The organism is Finegoldia sp. BIOML-A2 (assembly GCF_009678315.1).
Taxonomy (GTDB): Bacteria; Bacillota; Clostridia; order Tissierellales; family Peptoniphilaceae; genus Finegoldia; species Finegoldia magna.
This window is the reverse complement of the sequence record NZ_WKZE01000013.1, coordinates 1-18,243: the sequence shown is the minus strand read 5'-3', so window position 1 is coordinate 18,243 and position 18,243 is coordinate 1. Positions and strand designations below refer to the sequence as shown.

At 31.4% G+C, this 18,243-nt stretch carries 16 protein-coding genes and 2 pseudogenes; all 18 read right to left on the bottom strand.

The window, feature by feature from the left end:
* Position 1 precedes the first annotated feature (1 nt).
* Positions 2–952: a DNA (cytosine-5-)-methyltransferase gene (dcm, locus tag GKF99_RS08185; RefSeq protein ID WP_016502693.1), complete on the bottom strand. Its 951-nt coding sequence runs from the start codon at positions 950–952 to the stop codon at positions 2–4.
* A complete protein-coding gene (locus GKF99_RS08180) occupies positions 945–2,666 on the bottom strand; it encodes a DNA topoisomerase 3 (protein WP_019124129.1) in 1,722 nt (573 codons plus the stop codon). Before GKF99_RS08180 ends, dcm begins: the two co-directional genes overlap by 8 nt.
* 92 nt (positions 2,667–2,758) lie before the next feature.
* Positions 2,759–3,742: a nucleotidyl transferase AbiEii/AbiGii toxin family protein gene (locus GKF99_RS08175; RefSeq protein WP_044727512.1), complete on the bottom strand. Its 984-nt coding sequence runs from the start codon at positions 3,740–3,742 to the stop codon at positions 2,759–2,761.
* Positions 3,735–4,346, bottom strand: a complete 612-nt coding sequence (locus GKF99_RS08170) for a DUF6088 family protein (RefSeq protein WP_016502696.1) — start codon at positions 4,344–4,346, stop codon at positions 3,735–3,737. The genes GKF99_RS08175 and GKF99_RS08170 overlap by 8 nt, the downstream gene beginning before the upstream one ends.
* A gap of 74 nt (positions 4,347–4,420) precedes the next feature.
* Positions 4,421–5,284: a CD1107 family mobile element protein gene (locus tag GKF99_RS08165; RefSeq protein WP_019124128.1), complete on the bottom strand. Its 864-nt coding sequence runs from the start codon at positions 5,282–5,284 to the stop codon at positions 4,421–4,423.
* 14 nt (positions 5,285–5,298) lie between these two features.
* Positions 5,299–6,882: a stalk domain-containing protein gene (locus GKF99_RS08160; protein WP_019124127.1), complete on the bottom strand. Its 1,584-nt coding sequence runs from the start codon at positions 6,880–6,882 to the stop codon at positions 5,299–5,301.
* Positions 6,869–7,108 (bottom strand): hypothetical protein, encoded by a 240-nt coding sequence (locus GKF99_RS08155; RefSeq protein WP_001080402.1) that lies wholly within the window; start codon positions 7,106–7,108, stop codon positions 6,869–6,871. The genes GKF99_RS08160 and GKF99_RS08155 overlap by 14 nt, the downstream gene beginning before the upstream one ends.
* Positions 7,109–7,122: 14 nt before the next feature.
* Positions 7,123–9,702: a C40 family peptidase gene (locus GKF99_RS08150; RefSeq protein ID WP_016502699.1), complete on the bottom strand. Its 2,580-nt coding sequence runs from the start codon at positions 9,700–9,702 to the stop codon at positions 7,123–7,125.
* A 7-nt stretch (positions 9,703–9,709) separates the two neighbouring features.
* Positions 9,710–12,133, bottom strand: a complete 2,424-nt coding sequence (locus tag GKF99_RS08145) for a VirB4-like conjugal transfer ATPase, CD1110 family (RefSeq protein ID WP_019124126.1) — start codon at positions 12,131–12,133, stop codon at positions 9,710–9,712.
* Positions 12,024–12,434, bottom strand: a complete 411-nt coding sequence (locus GKF99_RS08140; RefSeq protein WP_016502701.1) for a PrgI family protein — start codon at positions 12,432–12,434, stop codon at positions 12,024–12,026. Before GKF99_RS08140 ends, GKF99_RS08145 begins: the two co-directional genes overlap by 110 nt.
* Before the next feature lies 1 nt (position 12,435).
* Positions 12,436–12,726 carry a hypothetical protein gene (locus tag GKF99_RS08135; protein WP_016502702.1) on the bottom strand — a complete coding sequence of 97 codons (291 nt, stop codon included), beginning with the start codon at positions 12,724–12,726 and terminating at the stop codon, positions 12,436–12,438.
* A 9-nt stretch (positions 12,727–12,735) separates the two neighbouring features.
* Positions 12,736–13,599, bottom strand: coding sequence for a VirB6/TrbL-like conjugal transfer protein, CD1112 family (locus GKF99_RS08130; RefSeq protein WP_016502703.1), 864 nt, complete (start codon positions 13,597–13,599; stop codon positions 12,736–12,738).
* A 10-nt stretch (positions 13,600–13,609) separates the two neighbouring features.
* Positions 13,610–13,708: pseudogene (locus GKF99_RS08125) on the bottom strand (Maff2 family protein); the annotation flags it as partial.
* 153 nt (positions 13,709–13,861) lie between these two features.
* Positions 13,862–15,721, bottom strand: a complete 1,860-nt coding sequence (gene ltrA, locus GKF99_RS08120; protein ID WP_172976441.1) for a group II intron reverse transcriptase/maturase — start codon at positions 15,719–15,721, stop codon at positions 13,862–13,864.
* A 717-nt stretch (positions 15,722–16,438) separates the two neighbouring features.
* Positions 16,439–16,570 (bottom strand): Maff2 family mobile element protein, encoded by a 132-nt coding sequence (locus GKF99_RS08115; protein ID WP_000394205.1) that lies wholly within the window; start codon positions 16,568–16,570, stop codon positions 16,439–16,441.
* 1 nt (position 16,571) lies between these two features.
* On the bottom strand, positions 16,572–16,883 hold the full coding sequence (locus tag GKF99_RS08110) for a single-stranded DNA-binding protein (protein ID WP_019124110.1): 312 nt from the start codon (positions 16,881–16,883) through the stop codon (positions 16,572–16,574).
* A gap of 189 nt (positions 16,884–17,072) precedes the next feature.
* On the bottom strand, positions 17,073–17,348 hold the full coding sequence (locus GKF99_RS08105) for a hypothetical protein (RefSeq protein ID WP_019124109.1): 276 nt from the start codon (positions 17,346–17,348) through the stop codon (positions 17,073–17,075).
* An 18-nt stretch (positions 17,349–17,366) separates the two neighbouring features.
* Positions 17,367–18,167: pseudogene (locus GKF99_RS08100) on the bottom strand (TraG/TraD/VirD4 family protein); the annotation flags it as partial.
* Between the last annotated feature and the right edge of the window lie 76 nt (positions 18,168–18,243).

The window sequence follows — 18,243 nt, the reverse complement described above, 5'->3', positions numbered from 1 at the left end:
TTTATACCTCCATTCTATGAATTTCTTTTATAATAGCCATTAAAATATCGACCACAATAGAATTGCCGGCCTGCTTATATAGTTTACTTGAAGTGCAATTTTTTCTTCTTGGATGTGCTTCTTCTAGTTTGTTAATATCACTGTCATCAAAACCCATTAGTCTTAAACATTCTCTTTCTGTTAAATACCTATACTGACCATTTCCAATATCTATTATTCCAGAATTAGGTACTCTCATCTGTTTTGTAGAAATAGTATAAGAAAAATCTTTAATCACTTTTAGTCGCCCTCTAAAACTGTTATCTATACCTTTATTTAAAAATTTCAGCATATAAGGTTGGGTCATTGTATAAAGTTCACTTACATCCTTTTCAAAAAATTCACTTAGTGGTCTTGTTTCTTTCCTCTCCAATTTATTAAAAGAAAAGTTATTTGCTCCAAGACATGAAACAACAAATATCCTCTCCCTTTTTTGAGGTATCCCAAAGTCCATTGCATTTAAGATTTTATACTTGCTTTCATATCCTAGGCTCTCTAGCTCTTTTAGATAAATAAAAAAGGAGTCCCTCATATTTCTATCAAGGACTCCCTTTACATTTTCCCAAATTATCCATTTAGGTTTGTCTTTCATTTCTTTAATTATTCTAATTGTTTCAAATAGTAAGCTTGATCTAGTTCCTGAATTCTTTGCTCCTCCCTGCTTTTTTCCTATTCTTGAAAAGTCTTGGCAAGGACTTCCATGCATAACTAAGTCTATCTTCTCATTAGGAGCTTTATATCCTACTACTGATTTTGCTTTATAATCTTCTCCATAAAGTGCGTTGTATGATTTAACACAAGCCTTATCTATTTCTACATAATCAACAACTTCATAAGGTATCTTTAAATTAATAAAAGCCTTTCTAATAGCACCTATGCCGCCGAAAAGCTCTAATATTTTTACCTTATTCATTTAGATTATTCTTGTACCTATCTACAAGCTCCTTTATACTATCTTCTATTTCTCTTAAAAAGTCTTCTTTATCAACTTCGCCAGAGCTAATCTTTGCAAGTTTCATTTCCCATTCAGATGTTGTTTCTGCTGATTTAAACTTATCCTCTACAATCGATACAAGTCTATTGCCTTTTTCTGTTACAAGTAGATTTTTCTTATCTCTTCTTATAAGATCCTTATGGATAAGATTTTCGATAATTCCTGCTCTTGTAGCTGGTGTTCCTAAGCCTTTTCTTTCTACTTCTATAGCTTTATCCAAAGATTCTACTCCTGCATTCTCCATAGTCTTTAAAAGTGTATCTTCATTATAATGACTTGGGGCTTTGGTGAATTTCTCCGATATATTTTTAGAAGTTAGCTTAATTTTATCTCCAGTCTTTATATCTGGTAATTCATTTTTTTGTTTTTCTTTTCCATAGCTCTTTAGATACTTGGTATAACCTTCATCGATTATAGTCTTGCCACTTGCATTGAAGTTAAATTTATCATATTCATATCTGATTTTTCTACTAGATTCCTTTAAGTTATCCGAACATGAAGCAAGTAATTTATCCTTAATTAGATTATAGATTTTACTTTCTTTATCAGTTAAATCTTTGGCTTTTCCAATACCTGATATAGTAGGAATAATTGCATAGTGGTCTGTAACTTTAGATGAATTAAAAATAGACTTAAAGTTTGATTCATTGATTTTAAAATCTTCTTCAAGTCCTTCCAATAATTCTTTCATAGTAGTAACCATATCATCGGTTAAATACCTACTATCTGTTCTTGGGTATGTGATTAGCTTTTTTTCATACAAAGCTTGTGCCAGGTTTAAAGTGTCATTTGCTGAATATCCAAAATATTTATTTGCTTCTCTTTGTAAGGTCGTGAGATCATAAGGCTTATCTGGTTTTGTGCTTATTTCTTTATCTTCTACCTCTGTAATAACTATTTCATCTTCTAGCAGATTTAATAGTTGCTCTGCAACTTCAATTCTATCAATCCTATCCGATACAAGTTTCAATCCTTTATAAGATAGATCAACTGTATAATATTTTTTCTTCTTAAATAGGTTTATTTCACTATCCCTTTTAGCTATTAAATATAGGGTTGGGGTTTGTACTCTACCAACAGAATATGTTTCCTTGTAAATGCAAGAATAAAGCCTACTTAAATTCATTCCTACCAGCCAATCTGCAATAGCTCTTGCACTTGCCGATCTATATAAGTCTTCAAAGTTTTCCCCTTCTTTAAGATTTCTAAAGCCATCCTCAATAGCTTTGTTTTCCATTGAAGATATCCAAAGTCTTTTAATCTTCTTCTTACATTTAGCTTGATTATATACAAGTCTAAAAATAAGTTCTCCCTCTCTACCAGCATCACAAGCATTTATAACTGTGTCGATGTTCTTATCATTTAAAAGTTTTTTCAAAATTCCATATTGTTTTTTAGTGCTTTTAGATACTTCATAAATATATTCTTCTGGAATTATTGGAAGATTTTCTATTGACCATTTCTTCCATTTTTCATCGTGTCTTTCTGGACTTGCCATTTGAATTAAATGACCGACACACCATGAAACAATGTATCCACCTCCCTCATAATATCCGTTTTTTCTTGTTCTTGCTCCAATTACTTTTGCAATTGTAACTGCTACACTAGGCTTTTCTGCTATTACTAACTTCATTAATACCTCCATAAATAAAAAAAGAGCGAAAGATTTCTCTCTCGCTCAAAGTTTTTCTCCCGAATATTATATTTTTTTCGGAAGAATTCGATTTACTTATTAATTTCTTTTTCTATTTCTTGAAGAACTTTTATAATCTCTTCAAAGTTTGGATATTCTCCATATATCATTTCTGACATAGCCTTATAATCTTTTTCTATTTCAGAAAATCGGTATTTTCTTGGGACTAATTTTAATCTACCATCTAATGCTTCTTCATACCTTGCCCACTTCCTAGGATAAAACTTCATTTTGAATTCAGTTACTTTCTTTAATAACTCCTTATCCTCTAAGGCTCTGTCTTTGAAATCTGAATTTGCTATTTTATATAAGTCATAAAAGTGTCTTGCATACCTATGTGGCATAGGAGAAGATTCTGGTCTATTTGCTTCGTGGTGTAAAATTGTTGCTTTTTCCCAAAAAGTTCTCTCTGCTGATACTGTTCTTATATTAGTTTTTTCTTTAAAAACATTTGGATAGGCTTCTCCAATTATTGGCAGGATTTCCACTTCAATTGCAGGTGTCCATGCTGCAAGACTTCCTATTTCGAGTCTTATATTTTGTGTCAAATAATTAGATTCAAAGATTTTAGGATATTTACATAGAATTGTTTGTGGATCAAGAGTATCAATCATAAATTCAAAGTCCATGTCCTTGAAATCTTGTTCTAATACTTTTAATAATTCATCTCTTAAAAAGATTTCAGTCTTTTCATTGACTTCTTTGTTGAATTTATCCTGTTTAGTATTTGATCTTTCTAACCAAGGTTCTTTTTCTTCGTAACCTAATACTCGCCAATCTAAGATTAGATCTATATCTTCAGAAAATCTTTCTATAAGTCCAAAGCATTTTGAAAGTGATGTTCCTCCTTTAAAGGTAAAATATTCCCTCCATTTGTTTTCATTAAATAGATAATCTAAGATAAAAGTAACCCAATAGTCTTTTTCAATGACTGCTTCAGATATATTTTTCTTTCTGGCTGTATTTACTATTAAAACTCTTAAGTCTTCTTTGTCTTCTATATAAAACTTATTCATTTTTGCCCTCACAAATTTCCCTTATTACTTCATATACCCATGCAGGAACTGATTTTGATTCGTTCATTAAGTCTATTCTTTCTTTTTCACTTAAGTTTTCTCTTATTTTTTGTATAACTTCGCTGGTTATATTTTCTTTACCTAAAGACTTAATTGCTTGAATAACTGTTGCAGTCTTTAGGGACATATTAGCAATCTCTCCTGGATTTACTTTTTTAAATTCTAAAACCGTATCCCCAATTTTATATTCTTTATATCTTCCACTAGATATATATTTATAGTGAGTTGGAACTTGTGTTGAAAGTCCTAATAAGTTTAAGGCTGTACTATTATATGGTGCAATATTCCAATTGTATTTTCTTGCTATGGCAAGTGCTAACTCGTGAATTGATACTGCTTCGTACTCTCCGATTAATTCACTGTATATTGGATTATAATAGAATCCATTAATTACTCTTTTTATTTTATTTTCACTAACTAGTTGATTTAAAGTTCTACGAACAGTTTCATTTCCTGCTATATCTAAGAAATCATTGTTTATAAAAACTTTTCTGCTATCAAAATCATTAATTCTATTTTTTATTTGATCTAAATAGGAATTCATTTTGCACCACCTTTCTCCCGAATATTGTATCATATTCGGGAGAAATAATCAATTTAGATTAAATTTTCATATCCTTATAATAGTTCATCGTCATCATCATCTAGTGATTCTTCATTACTTTCTTCATTGTCAGATTCATCTTCTGACTCACTAATATAATCTTCATCATCTTCTTCAAAGTCTTCCAACATTTTATCTTCCTTAGCTTTAACTACCTTAAAATAATATCCTGCTCCTACTACTCCTCCAATTACAAGTGCAACAATTAGAAATGAACCTATCCCGCTTTTCTTTTCTTCTTTTACTGGAACAGTCTTAGGTTCTTCTTTTTTTACTTCTTCTTTCTTAGGCTCTTCAACCTTTATAGTATTTTTATCTTCTGATTCAATCATATTAAGTAGGTCTTGCTCTCCTACTTCTGTTAATAATCTTACATTATCTTGATTTGATGAGTGATCCACTATTAGGTGCATAGTTTTTCCACTTTTAGTTTGAAATGTTAAAAATTGTCTTACATCTACTGGATTTTCTTTATCTTTTTCTGTATCTCCACTTGGTGTAATATCTTTTCCATTCCTATCTACATTTTCAATTACTGAACCTCTTGCCTTATTTTCTTGTGTCGCAAGATTATTTACTGCCTTTGTATTACCACCTTTTACAAGTGGGGTTTTCTTAGGAGGATTATTTGAAGGCTTGTTTGCTTCACTTGTATTTCCTGGTATTCTTGGAACATCTTGATAAGGAATTTCTTCTTTTGATGGTGTAAAAACATCATCTTTCAACATTTTTTCAAATTCTTCTTTTTGTGGTTCATAGATTGATTCATTTTGACTTTCTATTTGCCCTTCATTTGTCATCGCAAATGTAGCTTTTGGTACTGTAAATGTAAAAAGGAGTAACGCTATGGCTACTCCTCGTTTAATACTCTTATTCATTTTTCTATCCTTTCTTATTTTACATTTTTAAATACATAGACTGCTTTTCTAGCATTGTCCCATTCTATTGTTTGGTTTTTGCCATCTTTAATATCTCCATGACTAGCTCCGAAAGCTTTGGCAATATTTGAAATTGAAGCATGAATTCTTCCGTTTATAATCACTGGCTTAACATCTGAATTGTAGACCTTTCCATCTGAGTCTTTCATAACACCAGTATCAATATTTAGTCTTAATGTCTTTTTAGCTAAGATATTATTCTCTTTATTTGAGAAAATAGCTTCACGAGTAGAGTTGTCATACTCAACATTAAAGCCTAAAGTATAAGCAATATATCTTACTGGAATCATAGTTCTTCCTTGATCTACATAAGTTTTTACATCCATATAGACAGTTGTCTTACCATCTTTATTGATAATGTTATAAAAGTTTTTGTCTACTTGGAAAACTGCAAATTCTTTTTCATCTTTAACTTGTTTTTCACCTTGTTGTTCCTCTTGCTTTTTCATCTTATTAAGATCAAATTGATTTAGTATATTCTTGTCATCAGCTTTCAAAAGTTCGTCCCACTTCTTATCTTGAGATTTCTTATCTTCTTTCTTCTCTTTGTTTTCTTTTTGGAGTTTTAGAAGTTCATCTAATTTTTTAGATAAGTCTTGATTTAGATTTTTATCTTTTTCATCTTTAGCTTGTTTTTCAAGTTCTTCTTTATCTTTTTTATTTGCTTCCTCGATTAACTTCTTGGCTTCTTCAATTTTCTTATCTAATTCTTCTTTTAGCTTTTTAATTTCTTCTTCAGAAGCTTTTTGTTTTTCTTCTAGTTCTTTAATTTTTTCTTCTAATTCCTTTTTAGTATTTTCAGAAGATTCTTTTAAACTATCAATAGCCTTTTGAAGCTCTTCAATCTTCTTAAAGCATTCTGACTTAGAATTTTCTGTTTCTTTCTTTTTATTCTCTAATTCTTTTATCTTATTATCTTTTTCATCAAGAGCTTTTTCTAAGTCCTTAATTTTATTATCTTTATCCTCGATTTCTTTAGTCTTTTTTGCAAGTTCTCTTTCTAAAGACTCAAGATTTTCTTGCATTTCTTTGATTTTATTTTCGTTTTTATCGGTCTTTTCTTTCTCAGCTTCTAACTCCCATTTTGTAGATGAATAATCTTCTTTTAGTTTTGCATTTTCATCTTGCAATCTTTTTAATTCATCTTTAAGCTGAGTAATTTCTGCTATTAGTTCATCATTATTAGAATTTTTAAGATCCTCAATTTCTTTATTCAATTGAGCAATCTTATTATCTTTATTTCTAATTTCTTCTTCTAACTTAGACTTTTCTTGTTTTAGTTTCTCTCCATTATCTTTGCAAGATTCTAGCTTTTCCTTTAATTCATCTATCTTTGATTGGTCTTTTTGTTTCTTTTCATTTAAGTCTTTTATTTGATCTTCTAAATCATTAATATTACTTATAGAACTTTCTATCACTTTTTTACTACCATCTGTATCATCTGCTTTAGCTAGTACATTAGTAGTTGAAGTTGATGTTAAAACTAATAAAAGAGCCATAAAAAAGGCTCTTAATCTTTTCGCGTTAAATTTCTTCATTATGAATGTTCTCCTTTTCTTTTAATTTTTCTTCTCTTTTTCTATCATTGATTTTCTCCATTAATTCTTCCAAGCTAATATTGTTCCTCCTAAGAGTTACAATTATTTCTTCATTTTCAACTTGTATTTCTTCATCGCAAATTTCCTTGTATTTTGCATTTAAATCTTTCAATTTCTCTTCTATTTTTTTCTTTTTGTTTCTAATACTTATAAGTTTTCTGTTCACATAATATCTCCCTTCTATCTTGGTCTTCCAAAACCATAAAAATGTGATTTCCAATATTTTGAATTTATTGATGTGTATTGAATTGGATCTCCTGCGTGAATCATCATTCCGTTACCTGCGTATATTCCTACATGAGATATTGGAGTTCCACTGTTATATGTTGAGTGGAAAAATATAATATCTCCAGGTTGAGCTTCACTTGGACTTACTGGATTACAATAGTCTTTGTATATTCTCCATGCAGTTGTTCTTGGCATACTCTTTACACCAGACTTTGTAAATGACCAACATACAAATCCTGAGCAGTCAAAGTTAGATGGTCCACTTGCTCCAAACACATATCTTTTGCCTATATGTTTTTCTGCTTCATTAAATAAGGCTTTGGCAGTAGCTGAATCAAAAGCAAGACCAGGATTTCCAAAGTTTGGATTATCTACTATTTCTCCTAAGTCCCCATTACCTGATCCAAAAACATCACCCATATTCCCCTTAGCTTCAAGAAGAGCTTCATAATGAACTACATTGTCTGGATAATCTCTAAATATTTCTCTAACAACTTCATCCATTTCTTTTTTCTTTAAAGTTACAATTAACTTTTTATATCCGTACTCTTCTTTTTCATAGCTAGTATAAGGATTGCCACGACTATCATATCTAGTTCTTGCTACTGTTCTTGTTCTAATTTCAATTTCTTCCTTAAAATCAAGCTTATACATCTCATCGAAAAGCTCTTTTAAAATTCCTTTTACTTCAGATGCTGATTTTACTTCTCCACATCTTGAAGTTATATAGGATAAAAGTTCATGGGTATTATGACCAATTTCTCCTTCTTTATTTATAATATATTCGTCATATCCAGGATGACTTGTCTTTACACTTTCGATTTGTGATTGTAGGTCATACTCCATTGCTGAAAATTCTTGATTAACTTCACTTAGAACTGTATCTTGTGATAGGTATGTTGTTGTCATTACTGAGTTAACAGAGTTACTTAGTCCACTCATACCAACACTTCCACCACCAATCATTATTGATAGCATAAGACCTAGTCCTATTACTAGAAATAGAACCATCTTGCTTTTTCTAACAATCAGCTCTTTAGAAGCCTTACCTAGACTTAAAATAGCTTTTTTAACTCTATCTACAAGTCTTGTTTCGTGCTTTTTAGCTATCATGCTCTTCATTTGCTTTCTCTGGTAAAACTTCTTAAATCTATTTTTCTTTATATAGGCATCTGATTTTTTTAAATCTTCCAAGCCACTTTTAAACTCCAACTTGCTTTTTCTCTTTTTTATTTTCTTATCAAGTTTAGATAGCTTTTTTAAGGACTTTTTCTTTTTATCTAGCTTATACTTCCTTATTCCATGCTGGAGTTTAGAGCTTACATTAGCGGCCTTTTCTCCAGATTCTACACCTGTATTGTCAGATCCTGAACTTAGATAATCTCTCACTAACTCTGAAGACTTAGCTCCAGATAATAAAACCCCAGAAGATAGACTTCCTTTAGTTTTGTTTTTTAAGATATTATCCTTTAGCTTACTTTTAGACTTTTCAAGCTCTCCAATCTTTTTGTCTGAGATAAAATCTTTAACATCTTGTGCCTTCTTAGAATCTTTCGTTGTACCTTTCTTAGATTCATTTTTTAAGTCATCGATTTTCTTTCGAGTGAATTTATCACTTTCATAATTTTTTCTTTTGTAGTAAGTATTCTTTTTATTAACTTTCTTTTGTTCTGAAGGTTTAAGGCTTGTTTCCTTTTCATCTTTTATAAATTCAGACTTATTGTCTTTAATCTCAGAATTATCACAAGTTTTTTCTGTATGAACTTGGCTTAGCTTACTCTCTTTATCTATTTCTTTAGAAATTTTTTCCTTATCTCTAAACTTCTTTTCTTGATAAAGCTTCTGCTTTTGCTTTTTATCGATATTAGTATTACTTTCGTTCTTACTTACTTCATCTTTAACAAGCTTATCTTTTCTATATACTCTCTTGCTTTTCTTTGCTTCAATAGGTTTATCTTCACTTGTCTGGATTCGCTTAGACTCTTTCTCGTTGATTTTGTCTTGGAATTTATCCTTACTATGGATAAGTTTATCCTCATAATTTTTGAGAACTTGTCTTTTACTTGATGGCTTCTTATTGTTTATTGATTGAGCCTTAGCTGAAATATCATCTGTTGTTAATTTATTAGAATTAATATTTCTACTGTTTTCACTATCAAAATTTACCTTTTTGATATCTACATCTAAATCTTCATCAAGTTTAATGCTTTCATCTGTCCTTATTTCAAGATTAGCTTGTTTTGTTTCTCCAGCCTTATCCTTATTTTCTAAAACCTCTTTTCTAATTCTTTCCTTGTTTTTAGACTTCTGAAAATCTTTTAGTTTATCTTGTTTTTGATCTTTAGATAATACATTCTCATGGAAAAGTTTAGATTCTTTTTCTGATATTTTATCTCCGAACCTATCCTTAGTCTTAATTATCTTATTGGTATAATCATCTGAATGAACAAGTTTACTATCCATATTTTTTTCAGGATCATCCCTATTTCGTATAATTTTCTTTTGAAAATCTTTTTTTAGTTTTTTATCCATATCACACCTACTTAGTTTCTTCTGGTTTTGTTGTCATTAGCTTATATAACATGGTGTCTTTAGGGAATTTATCTATAAATGGAACAATAGTATTTCCAAAGAATAATAGTCCCTCACCTGCGTTTGAATTAGTAATATAGTTTAACTGATAAGGCGATATTTTTAATTTCTTAGCAAGAATATCTCTATCTCCAGATGCTTGATTTAACATTAGAACAAAGTCTGTATTATCAAAGATATTTTCAATTTCCTGACTTGTTAAAAGGTCTTTTACGTTTTGAGTTATACCTGTTGGAATACCACCCCATTTTCTAAATCTTTTCCAGATTTCTACTGAATATGAAGCAGTTTGTGGGTCTTTTAATAAAAGGTGGAACTCATCTATATAATATCTTGTAGACTTGCTCCCTCTATTTAAGGAAACCTTGTTCCAAACCTGGTCTTGAATTACAAGCATACCTATTTTTTTAAGTTGTGTTCCTAGCTCTTTTATATCAAAACAGAGGAGTTGCCTATTTAAATCAACATTTGACCTATTATTAAATACATTAAGACTTCCCTTAACATAAATTTCCATTTCTGTTGCGAGCTTCCTACCAACTCCCTCTTCTTGAGATAGGAGCATATCGTATAAATCTCCTAATATAGGCATATTTTCTGGTTTGGGGTCTTCAAAATATTTTTGATATATCTTTGGTAAGCACCTATCTATAACAGATTTTTCTGCGGCAGTAAGACCAGATCCTCCTACTACAAGTTCAAGCATAGACATTATGAAGTTTGCCTTATCCTTTAAAGGTGCATCCCCATCTCCATAGTTCATATTAATATCTAATGGATTTAGGTAGTCCTTTGACTTTGCCGAAACTTTAATAACTTCTCCATTAAACTGTTTTACAAGGTTTGAATACTCGCCTTCAGGATCACAAATAATTACATCATCATCTGTGACAAGAATTGCATTTGCCATCTCTCTCTTTGCTGAGAAAGATTTACCAGAACCTGGTGTACCTAATATTAATCCGTTAGGGTTCTTTAGTTTCTTCCTATCTGCCATAATCAAGTTTTGGCTAAGGGCATTTAATCCATAGTACAAAGAATTTGCCGAATCAATAAATAGCTCTTCTGTTGTAAAAGGCATAAATACTGCCGTTGAAGATGAAGTTAAAAATCTTTTTATTTCGACTTGATTAACTCCTAGAGGTAAGACAGAAACAAGTCCTTGCTCTTGTTGGTGAGATAATCTTTTTACCTGACAATTATGTCTGTTAGCAATTGATGAGATTTGAGCAATAGTATTTTCTAATTTTTGATTAGTCCTAGCAAAATTCATCATTGCTATGGTAACTACAAAGAGCCTTTCATCTCTATTTTGTAAGTCAGATAACATGGACTTAACATCAGCCCCAAAAGTATTTATATCTGAAGGAATAATATCCATATCATATCCAGCACGAACTGCTTTCTTTTGTTCTTCAATTTTCATTCTGTCCAGGTCTGTGTTTTTTCTCTTAATGAGTTTAATAGCTTCTGCTTGTTCAACTACATCTATATGAAAAGCTACATAAATATTGTCATCAATATCTAAAAACTCAGATAACATTCTGTCTGATAACTCACTTGCAAGTATTTGAAAATGGCTTACTGCTCCAATGAATTTCCCAAATTTAAAATTATTTGCTGGTGCAAAATTAAAGATCTTGGGAGTTATATGTGATTTTGTAGACTCTTTCTTCTTCAAATCTTTATATGAAAAATCAAAGTTCTTGTCTGGATTTAACATATCGTGAACAAGTCTTAGTCTTTCTTCACCATAAAGACTTTCTGCTCTTACTCCCATAGATTTAAAGTTAGATAAAATATCCACTTCAAGTCTATTTAACTTTGCCCTTGCTTGCTCTAGGTTATCGGCTTCTGTTGTAAAGGTTATATACTTCATCTTTTTAAGTCCGTTATTGCCTTTTGCAAGTTGAAGCTTTAACATCTCCCTAAACTCTTTTCTTACATCGTCATAGAAATCTCCCTTGTCAGCAATTTTAATTGCATCTTGTAGGTCTTTATTTCTTCCTAATTGATTTACATATGAAAGTTCAATGTGGACACTTGGATCAAAAGAATTTAAAAAGTTGGCAAATTGGTTAAAGATTAAATCTCTATCTTCTTCCAATGCCAACTGGTAATTTATATCTTGAAATGAAATTGTCTTTGAATAATTTTTTTCATCTAACTGGCAAATGCCCTCTGGTAACATTCTTATATAGGGAATTGTATCCTCAACAGTAAATCTCTTTTCCTCTTTCTTTAAAAGTACACTTAGAAGACTATTTGTTGGATCTTTCTTTGTTTTTAGCCTTCTTACTTCCTTTCTGTCTTTTTTTAATTGTTTTTCCCTTAGATTTAAGTCGCTGATTTGCTTTTTTCTTTGCTTCAAGGTATGCCTCCTTTCTTATTCTCTTAGTTGGTTGATAAAACTTATGAAGATAGAAAAATCTAAAATATTTTTCAAAGGTTAAGGTGTCTTTTTCATATAAGGTTATAAAAAAGATTGGCAGGGTTACTATTAACATTACAATAATTGAAACATCATTAGGTAGATATTTCTTCATAAATAAATAGGTTGGTATGCCAATTAGTCCTGCCACCGAAAAACCTATAAGTTGTCTTTTAGTTAAGTTAAAGGCAACCTTTGTTTTAATCTTGTCCAAATCTTTTGGTATTGGTACATACGCCATTTTATTCTCCCTCTACTTCTTCTTTGGAAAGTTCAAGTATATGGTCATAATTAGATGTTGTTTCTTCTTCTAGGTAGCTAATTCTTTCTTCTAATTCTTCTTGTTTTTCTTCATTTCTATCATTGTATTCTCCTTGATACATAACAAATTCATTGTGACATCTTCCAAGTCTATTTATTCTTTTCTTTAAGTTTCTAATCTCTTCATTTCTTTTTTTCTCTTTTAAGATTTCATAAGTTCCTCCCAATAAAATTCCAAGTCCTAATAAAGCACAATTTTTCTTTTTTAACATTTATTCCTCCTAGTGCGTATTCATAATACTTTTTGCAACTGTCCCACTCTTAAACATCATAAGTCCAAGTAGTAGAGCATATCCTAATATACTAAACAAGCTTGCGTGAATATCTGTAACCTGTACCGTTCTTATTAAAACGGTGTAGATACCTAAACATACCATCAAAAACAAACCTTGTAGTCCCAAGGCAAAAAGTCCCTTGATATAATTTGTTCCAATCTGACCCCATTCTTTATTTCCCATAGTAGCAAATGGTATAGATGATACTGATGAGTAGACATATATTTCAAACATACGCCCATATACTATTAAGGTAACAGTTAAAGATATACATTGAATTGCAATCCTCACTAGGCTTGTTTCAACTAATATCATTAAAAGCTCACCTATTTCTTTTTCTTTTAATGTATCAACCATTGCAACTATCTGATCTCCTGAAACAGTGGCAGAAGTAGTGATTACCCCTGCCGCTTTGTTTACAAGATTTTGTGCCACATCAAAGACTGCCATTGAAAATTCAAAGGCATGGCTTGCAAGGTAGACTGCTATAAACATCTTTATAATGTATTTGAAAAACTCAAAAGTATCTGTATCGTGCATATTATTCTTTTGCATAACCATATTTATGAGTTCAATACATAAAACTGCTGTTATGATAAGACCTGCTATTGGAACAATCACATTATCATTAATGTTTTTTATGAAGTTATATACTTCTCCATTCCAACCCATTGGTGTTTTCCCAACATCAGTTGCAATAACTCCTACCTTGTCATTTATATCTAAGAACATGGACTCAAGATTTGCTTTGATACCTCCGAGTAGCATATCCTTAAAAAATTCAGTTAGCTTGTCAAAGATACCAAACATAGATTTTCTCCTAATTTAAAACATTTGCAAGTAGTGGAATTAATTTAATACCGATTAGTACAATTCCTCCACCAGCCATAAGCTGCTTAATACCTTGAGATTTAGCACCAGATAGTGATAGGTAATCCTTTGATGTTATCTCCGGATTTTCCCCCACTTCACACCGTGCATGCGACTTTCACCGCACACGGCGTTCCATCACAAGAAAGATTTTCACGTTTTAACTAAGACTTACACACTTCGTAACAAATTATTTTTTTCTCTAAATTAGTGGCAGTTCTGCCATTTTTCTAAGCTTATTACATTTCTCAATCTGCTTGACTGTTAACCCAAGCTCTTTTATATATTTTTGGATTGTATCTACTTTTGTTGCATGGATGAGTATATGAACTGCTTCTGTAACAAGAATTAAGTTGCTGTAACTATCTGTACCGCCTTGTTCAAGCGGTATCTTGTGATGGCAATGTATGTCGTTTGGTATAAGTTTTACACCTGTTACTCCACATCTGCCATATTGAGCTGCAAAGAGCGAGATTCTGTTGTCTGCAAACTCTATGCTTTTATCAAGCACAGGATGTCTCATCAACCAAACAAGTGTATCTACATCAATTTGCAGATTTTTATGAATAAAAGCTCTGCCCTTTACAGTGTATTTATTTACAACCTTTTTCTTGTGTTTTGCGTCCTTTGTCCTAATATATCCAACTGGAATTAGTGGATGTCCATTAAGGAAGCGAAGCTGTTTACTTTTTCCATATTTTTCTTTGATAAATCCTTTGTTTAGCGTTCCACTGGTTTTAATATCAAGTCTGTTGTTCATCTGCTTTTTAATGTGAAAGGCTATTTTAGCAAAGTCCAAACTTACATTTGTTGCTATTTGGTAGTAATTATGCAAGCCTGAAACAGTGGCATTATACTTGGCTATTGCTTTGTACTGTTCCTTTTTGTTTGCAGGTCTTTTTATATCCGCAACACATTTAGAAATATCTTCTTTTGCATTTTTCAGTGCCTTATCACTTATATGCGACTGTACAACAAACTTTTTACCTTTTGGTTTAACCTTCAGCTTGAAGCCTAAAAACTCTGAATACCTTTGTTTTAGATTTGTTATTTTAGATTTTTCTTCACTCACATTTAGTTTTAATCGGTCTTGCAACCATTTTGTAACTGCCTGATAGGTTCTTTTTGCATCGTAGTAATTACGGCAAAATATCTTAAAATCATCAGCATATCTTACAATGTAAATTTCCTTGAGCTTACTTGACCTTAAAGCTCTATAGGTATGGCTTTTTATTTCCGTTCCTTTGCTATTAGTCTTTTGTTTATATGGATAATGCGTTGGCATTGTTGCCCATTGAGATGAAACCCACCAGTCCAACTCATTTAGTACTATATTAGATAGCAATGGGGATAAAATACCTCCTTGAGGTGTACCCTTTGTAGGTATAATTGTTTCACCATTTGGCATTACAATATTAGCCTTTAACATTTCCTTGATAATGCAAATTAGCTTTTTATCTCTTATTCCTAAGTGCCATATTTGTTTTATGAGTTTTGAATGACATACATTGTCGAAAAATCCTTGTATATCAATGTCGACAACATAATGTAAGTGCTGTATCTGCATTAGCCTTGCACATTCTGCAATAGCGTGTTCTGTATTCCTATTAGGTCTAAACCCATAGGAACTGTCATGAAACTTGGCTTCACATATCGGCTCTAATATTTGCAAGATACATTGTTGTACAATTCTATCTACAATAGTTGGTATTCCTAAAGGTCTAATTTTCCCATTAGGCTTTCGCATTTCCACTCTCTTTACAGGGCGTGGCTTATACCAATGAAACTGTTTTTGTATGAGAGAAATATATTCTTCTTCATTTAGCCTTGATAGATGTTTTATTGTTCTGCCATCTACCCCAGCCGTATGACTTCCTTTGTTCCCTTTTATACTACGATAGGCAAGTTTAATATTTTCTCTTGAAGTTATCAACTCCATTAAATTTGAAAATACTTTATTATTACCGCTATCTTCATATAAATCATCAAGGACTTTTTGCAAGTCATAGTATTCCGTATAACGGATTTTGCTTTGCTTCAGTGTTTGTTTCGAAGTGGACACAGTCACCATCTCCTTTCGGATTTGATTTTCTTTGTCATACTCGAAGCTGTGTTTATCTTAATTTCAGTTCTTGTTCTTTCTTGTGACTAGTGGCTATCCCTCCACGAGCTTATTATTCTCGCTTCATAGGTACTATGCCACCACTTTCACCAAGATAAAAAATAGTTATATGATCTTTTTCTTATCATTTTCCCATTTAACACTTCATTAGCATTAGACTGCTTCCATGTTCTTGGTTTACCACGTTCCAACAATCCTATCATTGAATACGTTTAGGTTCTTCCTCTAAGCCTGTGTTTAGCTCTCGCCTTATCGCCTGTAACGATATATGGACTTTCATAACAACCATTCTTACTAATCCACAAACACACCATCTTTGATGGTAATTGCCGTTAGACAAATTCAAACGTCTAGACTTGTACATTCGGAAGTGCGTCAGTGTTTTGGTATACACATTCTCACCATGCGTATTCGACACCCGGCATATAAGTAGCACCATTTACCTCTAAACAGGTTTCGTATAACTATATAGCTATTTACGGCTACTCTCTGCCGACTTCACCGAGCTTTTGACAATAAATTAGTCTAATATTTATTGCCAATCGGAGTATCAGTGTAGGCATTTTAGGACGTTACTCCATCATTCTACCTATTAGATTGTTAGTTCTCCTAAGTTTCGGACTTTTAGTCCTTCGACTTAGTGCATAAGCTTTTCACTTATGAACGTGTCGCACGGTTATCATTACCATAACCTTCCATTAAGTTAATAACTCCCCATGCTCCTAAACCTGCACCAATTGCAGTTACAAGTGTCTTTAAAACTCCAACTCCAGCTGTAAAAAATTCCATATTATTCCTCCTCATTTTCTTTCTTATTTTCTATTTTGTTTAGTGATTTAACTATAAAATTCTTGTAGACCTTATCTCCTTTTTTATTTTCTTTGAAATATCCAAAGACATGGATTAGATCTCCTTTTTCAAAATCTTTTACAATTTCTACCTTTTCTCCATATACTGAGCAATTTGTATATTCTTTGCCCTTTCCATATTTTTTAACAAGAGCAAAATTTGCTACTTGAACACTTTCTCCATCTTTTTCAAATTCTGAAAATTCAGCTTCCTTAACTAAATTTGCATTAATATTTATCATTTCTCTGTCCATTAATTTCTTCTCCTTAATCTATAAATTTCAATTAAAAAAGCGACTGAACTTATATTTCAATCGCTAAATGTCTAATATCTTAAATTGTTTAAGTGGGACTTCTTATCCTTACCATTTTTACCTCCAAATTTTGAGTATAAAAAAAGACGATAGAGTTTTTAATTTCTATCGCCTATTAATGCCTTGTTTCTAGTCTTCTAAAATCGATACTTCAAGGTCTATCGCTTTAAATGTAACAGTTATTCCTACTTCGTCCTTTACTGTTTTTTCAAATATCTCAGCTATATCATATGGGGACATATCATATATATTTTCATACCATTCATTGCTTTCATCGTACATTGTCTCACATATTGCTTCAATATAATTTTTCTTATCCATTGTGAGTTCTGTATCAATTTCCATAATAAACTGCTCACCATTTATATTTAATATAATTAAAGATGATTTTCTATTTTCATACATTTTGCTTTCTCCATAAACTCAAATTTTTAGCCTATTTATTTTATAATTTGATTTTAACTTTACCTTATCTCTATTTGTTAGATACTCTTCCACATCAAACAAGTTTTTCTTATCATAATCTTCCAACAACTTGTAATTCTTATGCTTTGTAATATCAAATTTATCTGACAAGAAAGGTCTTACTCCTCTTAGTTGGTATATGCACTTTCCACCATCCATTACAGTTATTTCATCTTGGCTCATAAGTTCCTTGCCAGTTTTTTGGTAATTTAGTCCAAAAGATTTTTGATTTGATCTTGTTTCTGATGTGTTATATAGGTCTATGGTTTCTTTTCCTAAGGTTTCTGATAATTCTTTTACTGTTGTTTTTTCTTTTCCTCCTAGAAAAAGTGTAGAGTCGCAGTTACCAACTATTGTATCTGCATGGTCTTTATAGATTGCTTTTAATTGAGATTGTGCTTGTAATATTATGCTTGCTGATATTTCTCTTGAACGAATTGTCGCTATTAGTTTCTCAAATTTTGGAATTAAGCCTATATTTGCAAACTCATCAAGTAGACACCTAACATGAACTGGAAGTCTTCCACCATATACATCATCTGCCTTATCACATAGTAGATTAAATAATTGAGAATACATTATTGAAACTACAAAATTAAATGTATCATCTGTATCTGATATTATTACGAACAAGGCAGTTTTCCTATCTCCAATTTTATCGAGTTCTAATTCGTCTTCGCTCATTAGTTCTCTAAGCTCTCTTATATCAAAAGGTGCAAGCCTTGCTCCACAAGATATTAGAATTGACTTGGCAGTTTTGACCTGAACCCGTAAACACGGAATAATTTAATAATATTTTAAGCGGAATGTAATCTGTACATAACAGGGGACATTC

What these genes read in the sequence shown, in the direction of transcription:
- GKF99_RS08150 (WP_016502699.1), bottom strand. Translation starts at nt 9,702, where the DNA reads ATGGATAAAAAACTAAAAAAAGATTTTCAAAAGAAAATTATACGAAAT.
- GKF99_RS08130 (WP_016502703.1), bottom strand. Translation starts at nt 13,599, where the DNA reads ATGTTTGGTATCTTTGACAAGCTAACTGAATTTTTTAAGGATATGCTA.
- dcm (WP_016502693.1), bottom strand. Translation starts at nt 952, where the DNA reads ATGAATAAGGTAAAAATATTAGAGCTTTTCGGCGGCATAGGTGCTATT.
- GKF99_RS08160 (WP_019124127.1), bottom strand. Translation starts at nt 6,882, where the DNA reads ATGAAGAAATTTAACGCGAAAAGATTAAGAGCCTTTTTTATGGCTCTT.
- GKF99_RS08175 (WP_044727512.1), bottom strand. Translation starts at nt 3,742, where the DNA reads ATGAATAAGTTTTATATAGAAGACAAAGAAGACTTAAGAGTTTTAATA.
- GKF99_RS08165 (WP_019124128.1), bottom strand. Translation starts at nt 5,284, where the DNA reads ATGAATAAGAGTATTAAACGAGGAGTAGCCATAGCGTTACTCCTTTTT.
- GKF99_RS08115 (WP_000394205.1), bottom strand. Translation starts at nt 16,570, where the DNA reads ATGGAATTTTTTACAGCTGGAGTTGGAGTTTTAAAGACACTTGTAACT.
- GKF99_RS08110 (WP_019124110.1), bottom strand. Translation starts at nt 16,883, where the DNA reads ATGGACAGAGAAATGATAAATATTAATGCAAATTTAGTTAAGGAAGCT.
- GKF99_RS08170 (WP_016502696.1), bottom strand. Translation starts at nt 4,346, where the DNA reads ATGAATTCCTATTTAGATCAAATAAAAAATAGAATTAATGATTTTGAT.
- GKF99_RS08140 (WP_016502701.1), bottom strand. Translation starts at nt 12,434, where the DNA reads ATGGCGTATGTACCAATACCAAAAGATTTGGACAAGATTAAAACAAAG.
- GKF99_RS08105 (WP_019124109.1), bottom strand. Translation starts at nt 17,348, where the DNA reads ATGTATGAAAATAGAAAATCATCTTTAATTATATTAAATATAAATGGT.
- GKF99_RS08135 (WP_016502702.1), bottom strand. Translation starts at nt 12,726, where the DNA reads ATGTTAAAAAAGAAAAATTGTGCTTTATTAGGACTTGGAATTTTATTG.
- GKF99_RS08180 (WP_019124129.1), bottom strand. Translation starts at nt 2,666, where the DNA reads ATGAAGTTAGTAATAGCAGAAAAGCCTAGTGTAGCAGTTACAATTGCA.